Raw genomic sequence first — 6,269 nt, 5'->3', positions numbered from 1 at the left:
ATATTTTGAAAATGATTATTCTGAAGGGGCACATGGAAAGGTTTTAGAAGCATTAGTAAAAACAAATTACGAAAAACTTTCTGGATATGGAACTGATGATTACTGTGAAAGAGCTAAGGAAAAAATTAAAGCAGCTTGTAAATGTGATGATGCAGAGGTTTACCTTTTAGTAGGAGGAACACAAACTAACCAATTGATAATTGATACAACTTTAAATCCATATGAAGGTGTAGTAGCTGTTGAAACAGGACATGTAGGTGTACACGAAGCAGGTGCTATTGAATATACAGGTCATAAGGTTTTAACTGTTCCAGCACATGATGGAAAAATGGATGCAGGTGAATTAAAAGATTACTTAGAAACATTTTATAACGATGGCAACCATGAACACATGGTTTTCCCAGGAATGGTTTATATTTCTCATCCAACAGAATATGGAACTTTATACACAAAGGATGAATTAGAAAAAATATCTAATGTATGTAATCAATACAAAATACCGCTATATCTAGATGGAGCTAGATTAGGATACGGTGTTATGTCAAAGGGTACAGATGTTGATTTACCTACTGTAGCAAAATACTGTGATATATTCTATATCGGAGGAACTAAGGTAGGAGCATTATGTGGAGAAGCTGTTGTATTTACAAAGAACAATATGCCTAAGCATTTTACAACTCAAGTAAAACAACACGGCGCATTACTTGCAAAGGGAAGATTACTAGGAGTTCAATTTGATACATTATTTACGGATGATCTTTATCTTGAAATAAGCAAAAATGCTATTGAAATGGCTGAGATTTTGAAAAAGGGACTAGCTGAAAAGGGATATAGATTCTATTTAGATTCACCAACAAACCAACAATTTATTATATTGGAAAATAGTCAAATGGAAGAGATAGCTAAGAATGTTAGATTCAGCTTCTGGGAAAAATACGATGATTCTCATACAGTAGTTAGATTTGCTACAAGCTGGGCTACATCTAAGGAAGATGTTGAGGCTTTGATTGATTTATTATAAATTAGTAATCCCTCCATATACAATGACATTTTAGTTATTGTATATGGAGGGATATTATATTTTTGAAAATACTTATCCACTGTTTTTAAAGTTATCCACTGTGGATATGTGGATAACTTATGTGAATTTTTATTTCTTTCTGATTATTTTAATAAATGGTCTATTTAAAAATATATACAAATCAAATTAGGTATAATATAATCATAGAGGATTTTAATATAAAAAGAGATAGGAGGAATTACTGCTTTTTTAGTGGAAGAAATTATATGAGAATAAACATAGTATGCGTCGGAAAAATTAAGGAAAAATATTTGAAATTAGGAATAGATGAATTTAAAAAGAGATTATCTAAATACTGTAAACTGGATATAATAGAGCTAGACGATGAAAAAGCTCCAGAAAATCTCAGTGATAAAGAAATGGAAATGATAAAGGATAAAGAAGGAAAGAAGATACTATCAAAGATAAAGGATACTAGCTATGTTATAGCGCTTGCAATTGACGGTAAGAATTTATCTTCTGAAGAGTTAGCTGACACTATCAACAAGTTGGGGATAAGAGGTGTGAGTAATATAACTTTTGTGATAGGTGGATCTTTAGGACTTTCTGATGAGGTTTTAAGTAGAGCAGATTATAAGCTGTCTTTTTCTAAGATGACATTTCCACATCAATTGATGAGACTTATTTTATTGGAGCAGGTTTATAGAAGTTATAGAATAAATAATGGTGAGCCTTATCATAAGTAAATTACGCATTTTTTTAGATAAGATTTTCCATAATATATGAATATTAGGAAAAGTTACTTTATTTAGTAAATTATATATGATAAAATATCAAGGTATTATTTATTGGAGGTGATTTAATATGAAACATATAAAAACAATAAACAAAACAAACATTAAAGATAGCTTAAAGAAACCAGGATGTAAAGAATGTGCAAACTCTTGCCAATCTGCTTGTAAAACATCTTGTACAGTAGCTAATTTAAAATGTGAAAAATAATTAACAGGGCTGTTGAAATATATACATATATATATTTCAACAGCTTTTGATTTGTTTTTATATAGGTTTTAACACTTATGTAATTAATACTTACTGAAGATTTTATATAGATTAAAAAGAATAAATTATATACGGAGGGGATAAAATGAGTTTAGTTCATAAATTTAAACAAGGTGAAAATTACTTTGTATTAGATGTAAATACAGGATCTGTTCATATAGTAGATGAACTAGTTTATGATTTAATTGATGATGATAGTTTAAGACCAAAGGATGTACTTATAGCTGAATTCGGCGATAAATACAAAGCAGATATTATATCAGAAGCCTATGATGAAATAAAAACATTAATAGATGAAGAAATATTATATACAGAAGATCCATACGAACAAATAGCGCATTCTTCAATGGATGATAGAGATTACATAAAGGCCGTGTGTTTAAATATAATTCATGCATGTAATTTAAGATGTAAATATTGTTTTGCGGATGAAGGTGAATACCATGGACATAAGGGAGTGATGTCTGTTGAAACTGCAAAAAAGGCTATAGATTATGTGGTTAAAAGAAGTGGCCCAAGAAAAAATATAGAAATAGATTTATTCGGTGGAGAACCAACTCTTATAATGGACGAAATAAAAGAAATAATTGCATATGCTAGAGAAAATGAAAAAGCATGGAATAAAAATATAAGATTCACAATAACTACTAATGCTACTCTTTTAGACGATGAAATGATGGAATATATGGACGAGAATTTTGAAAATATAATCCTTTCATTAGATGGTAGAAAAGAGGTCAATGATAAAGTCAGAATAAAACCAGATGGAAGCGGATGTTATGATGATATACTTCCTAAAATCAAGAAAATGGTTGAAAAGAGAAACAAAAATAAGGCTCATACAGTAAGAGGAACATTTACTAGAGAAAATCTTGATTTTTATGAAGATGTTAAGATGATGGTTGAAGAAGGATTTAAACAAATATCTATAGAACCAGTAGTTCTAGAAGATGGACACCCTCTATCTCTAAGAGAAGAGGATCTTCCAACAATATTTGAAAGCTACGATAAATTATACGAAGATCTTTCAAGAAGACAAAAAAATGGAGAAGAATTAAACTTCTATCATTTTAATATAAATTTAAACGGCGGACCATGTGTATATAAAAGAATATCAGGATGTGGAGCAGGTTTTGAATATGTTGCAATAACTCCTCAGGGAGATGTTTACCCATGTCACCAATTCGTCGGCAAGGAAGAATACAAGCTTGGAAGTATATATGATGATAGCTATGATGCAGAATTAGGTAAAAAATTCAAGATGTCTCATATATATAATAAGCCAAAATGCAAAAATTGTTGGGCGAGATTCTACTGTTCAGGTGGATGTCAAGCAAACAATATTGCATTCAATGGTGATATGAAAATACCATACGAAGTCGGATGTAAGATGCAACAAAAGAGAATAGAATGTGCAATAGCATTAAAGGCTGAACAATAATATATACAACCTACAGAGATTTTTGTGATTTCTGTGGGTTGTTTGTTTCTCTAGGAATTGTTTCTATTGAATGAGAGAGATTAAGAAAATTTGAGGAGGACATATTGATGAAGGAATATAAAATGGGAAATGGTATAAAAATTATATATAAACAAAATAATAGCGAGCTTTCTTCTATATGTATATCATTTGATGCAGGGGCCGGGCGTGATGGAGAAGCTCTAGGGGTAGCACATGCTACAGAGCATATGGTGTACAAGGGTACAACTACTAGAAGTGAGAAACAAATCAATGAAGAATTAAGTAGGATATTTGGATTTCAAAATGCTATGACTAATTATCCTTATGTAATTTATTATGGTACGCTTTTAAATGAAGATTTAGAAAAAGGATTAGAACTTTTTTCAGATATTTTAATAAATCCAAGTTTTCCTACAAAGGGATTTAAAGAAGAAATTGATGTGATAAAAGAGGAGCTTAAAGAGTGGGACGAGGAAATAGAACAGTATTGTGAGGACAAATTATTTTTTAATAGTATGGAAAATAGAAGGATTAAATACCCTATAATTGGGACTAAAGAATCTTTGGAATCACTTAGTTTAAAAAATATTGAAGAATTTTATAATAAGTACTACTGTCCTAGCAATTGTGTGGTTACTGTAATATCTTCACTAGAGTTTGATCTAGTTAAGGATATGCTAGAAAGACAATTCGGAATGTGGCAAGAAAAAGTGACAAAAGGAAAAATAAAAAAACAAGCGAATACTAATCCTAAAAAGGGATATTTTGTAAATTATAAAGAAGGAATAAATAGTTCAAAAGTCCAAATTATATTTCCAATACATCAATTAGACCATTTAGAGCTCAAAGCATTGAGGGTATTTAATCAGTACTTTGGAGAAGGTGTAAATTCCATTCTTTTTGATACCCTAAGAACAAAGCATGGACTTGTGTACGATATATTGACAAGAGTGTGCCATGAAGAGTTTATAAAAATTTATAAAATTATATATAGTACATCACACGATAATGTCCAAAAATCAATTGATATAATCAAGGAAATTATTGAGGATGTCAAAAATCTAAAAAATACAATCACGGATGAGGATATAAAATTATTGGCAAAAAGCTTTAGGCTAAAAAAATTATTTGCAGAAGAACAAAGTGTCAGACTAGCCAAAGAATTAGCCACATATGATACGATGTTTGGGGATTATAAGATATATTTAGATGAAAGTAAAGATATGGAGAATTTATCAGTAGATTTTATTATAGATACAGCAGTTAAAGTTTTAGAAAATATGAGCATACAGGTTATCAGTAAATAGTTATCACGATATAGGATTTATTTAAAAAAAATTTGGAGAAATAATATGAATAATAAATTACCATTATTAGAAGAATTGTTAAAATACCACGAAGAAAAGAATTTAATCTTATCAATGCCTGGAAATAAATGTGGTATCGGATTTTTAAAAGACGACATAGGAAGAGAATTTTTAAATAAAATGGGTTATTTAGATATAACAGAAGTAGGAAATCTAGATAACTTTCATCATGCAGAGGGTGTTATAAAGGAGGCACAGGAGCTTTTGGCTGATTTATACAAGGTACACAGGGCTTATTTTCTTGTTAATGGAAGTAGCTCTGGAAACTTAGCTAGTATTTTTTCAGCATTTAATGAAGGTGATGAAGTTTTAGTTGAAAGAAATTGTCACAAATCTATATATAATGCACTTGTTTTGAGAAAATTAAAAGTGGTGTATATAGAATCTGACTTTGATTTAAAAAATGGAATTATTCTTCCTTGCAATGAGATAGATATAGAGACAGCTCTCGACAAAGCAGAAAATCCTAAGGGGATAATATTAACTTCACCAAATTATTATGGAGTTTCATGTAATTTGGACGATATATTGAAAAAATTAAAATCAAAGGGGCTAAAGATAGTTGTAGATGCAGCTCATGGAGCTCATTACGGATTTAGTCACAAGCTTCCAAAAAGTATAGTTCAATTGGCTGATTATACTGTAATGAGTGCCCACAAGACTTTGCCAGCTTTGACTCAAGGTGCATATTTGCTTGTAAATGATACTAGCAGTAATGTGGAATTTTTTATAAGTGCCTTTAATACAACTTCGCCATCATATCTGATTATGTCGTCATTAGATTATGCAAGACATTATTTAGAAGATTATGGAGAACAGGATTATAGTAAGCTTATTGATTTGGCCCAAAGCTACAAAAAAAAGATAAACTCTTTAAATAAAGTCAAAATATTAAGCCAGAAAGATTTAAAAAAAGATTATGAGTTAGATGAAAGTAGATATATAATGACTTTATCATCAGGATATAGCGGAAATAAACTTTTAGATTACCTTTTAGAAAATAAAATACAAAGCGAAATGAGTTTCTCAAGAGGAGTTGTATTGATATTATCGCCATTTAATACAGTAGAGGATTTTGAAAAATTATATAGGGCTATAATGTCGCTCGATATGGAAACTCTTAGAGAGGAAGAAAAAAATTTAGACTATATAAAGCTCAGTAGAAAAAAAATACTAGAGCCTTTTGAAGTTCATAATGCTAAATATAGAGAGGTTGATTTATTCGAAGCGATTGGAGAGATTTCTAAAGATTTTATAGTACCATATCCGCCTGGAATTCCTATAGTTCTTCCAGGAGAAGAAATAACTCAAGAAGTAATAGACGCTATAATATGGTACAAAAGTAAGTTTATTTCTA

General features: G+C 30.1%; 6 protein-coding genes. All 6 read left to right on the top strand.

What is annotated here, in order from left to right:
- The coding region (locus tag ACI3VO_RS03230; protein ID WP_439756539.1) for a threonine aldolase family protein at positions 1-1,021 on the top strand (1,021 nt) is incomplete at its 5' end.
- A gap of 266 nt (positions 1,022-1,287) precedes the next feature.
- Complete coding sequence (rlmH, locus tag ACI3VO_RS03225) at positions 1,288-1,767, top strand: 23S rRNA (pseudouridine(1915)-N(3))-methyltransferase RlmH (RefSeq protein WP_439756538.1); 480 nt, start codon at positions 1,288-1,290, stop codon at positions 1,765-1,767.
- A gap of 118 nt (positions 1,768-1,885) precedes the next feature.
- Complete coding sequence (gene scfA / locus ACI3VO_RS03220) at positions 1,886-2,023, top strand: six-cysteine ranthipeptide SCIFF (protein ID WP_320626246.1); 138 nt, start codon at positions 1,886-1,888, stop codon at positions 2,021-2,023.
- A gap of 145 nt (positions 2,024-2,168) precedes the next feature.
- A complete protein-coding gene (gene scfB, locus ACI3VO_RS03215; RefSeq protein ID WP_439756537.1) occupies positions 2,169-3,524 on the top strand; it encodes a thioether cross-link-forming SCIFF peptide maturase in 1,356 nt (451 codons plus the stop codon).
- Positions 3,525-3,631: 107 nt separating this feature from the next.
- Positions 3,632-4,852, top strand: a complete 1,221-nt coding sequence (locus ACI3VO_RS03210) for a M16 family metallopeptidase (protein WP_439756536.1) — start codon at positions 3,632-3,634, stop codon at positions 4,850-4,852.
- A 45-nt stretch (positions 4,853-4,897) separates the two neighbouring features.
- Positions 4,898-6,269, top strand: a 1,372-nt coding sequence (locus ACI3VO_RS03205; RefSeq protein WP_439756535.1) for an aminotransferase class I/II-fold pyridoxal phosphate-dependent enzyme, incomplete at its 3' end; no start/stop codon positions are given.

This window comes from Intestinibacter sp., assembly GCF_051866655.1.
In the GTDB taxonomy this organism is placed as follows: domain Bacteria; phylum Bacillota; class Clostridia; order Peptostreptococcales; family Peptostreptococcaceae; genus Intestinibacter.
The sequence above is the reverse complement of the archived record's forward strand: the minus strand, read 5'-3'. Positions and strand labels throughout refer to the sequence as shown.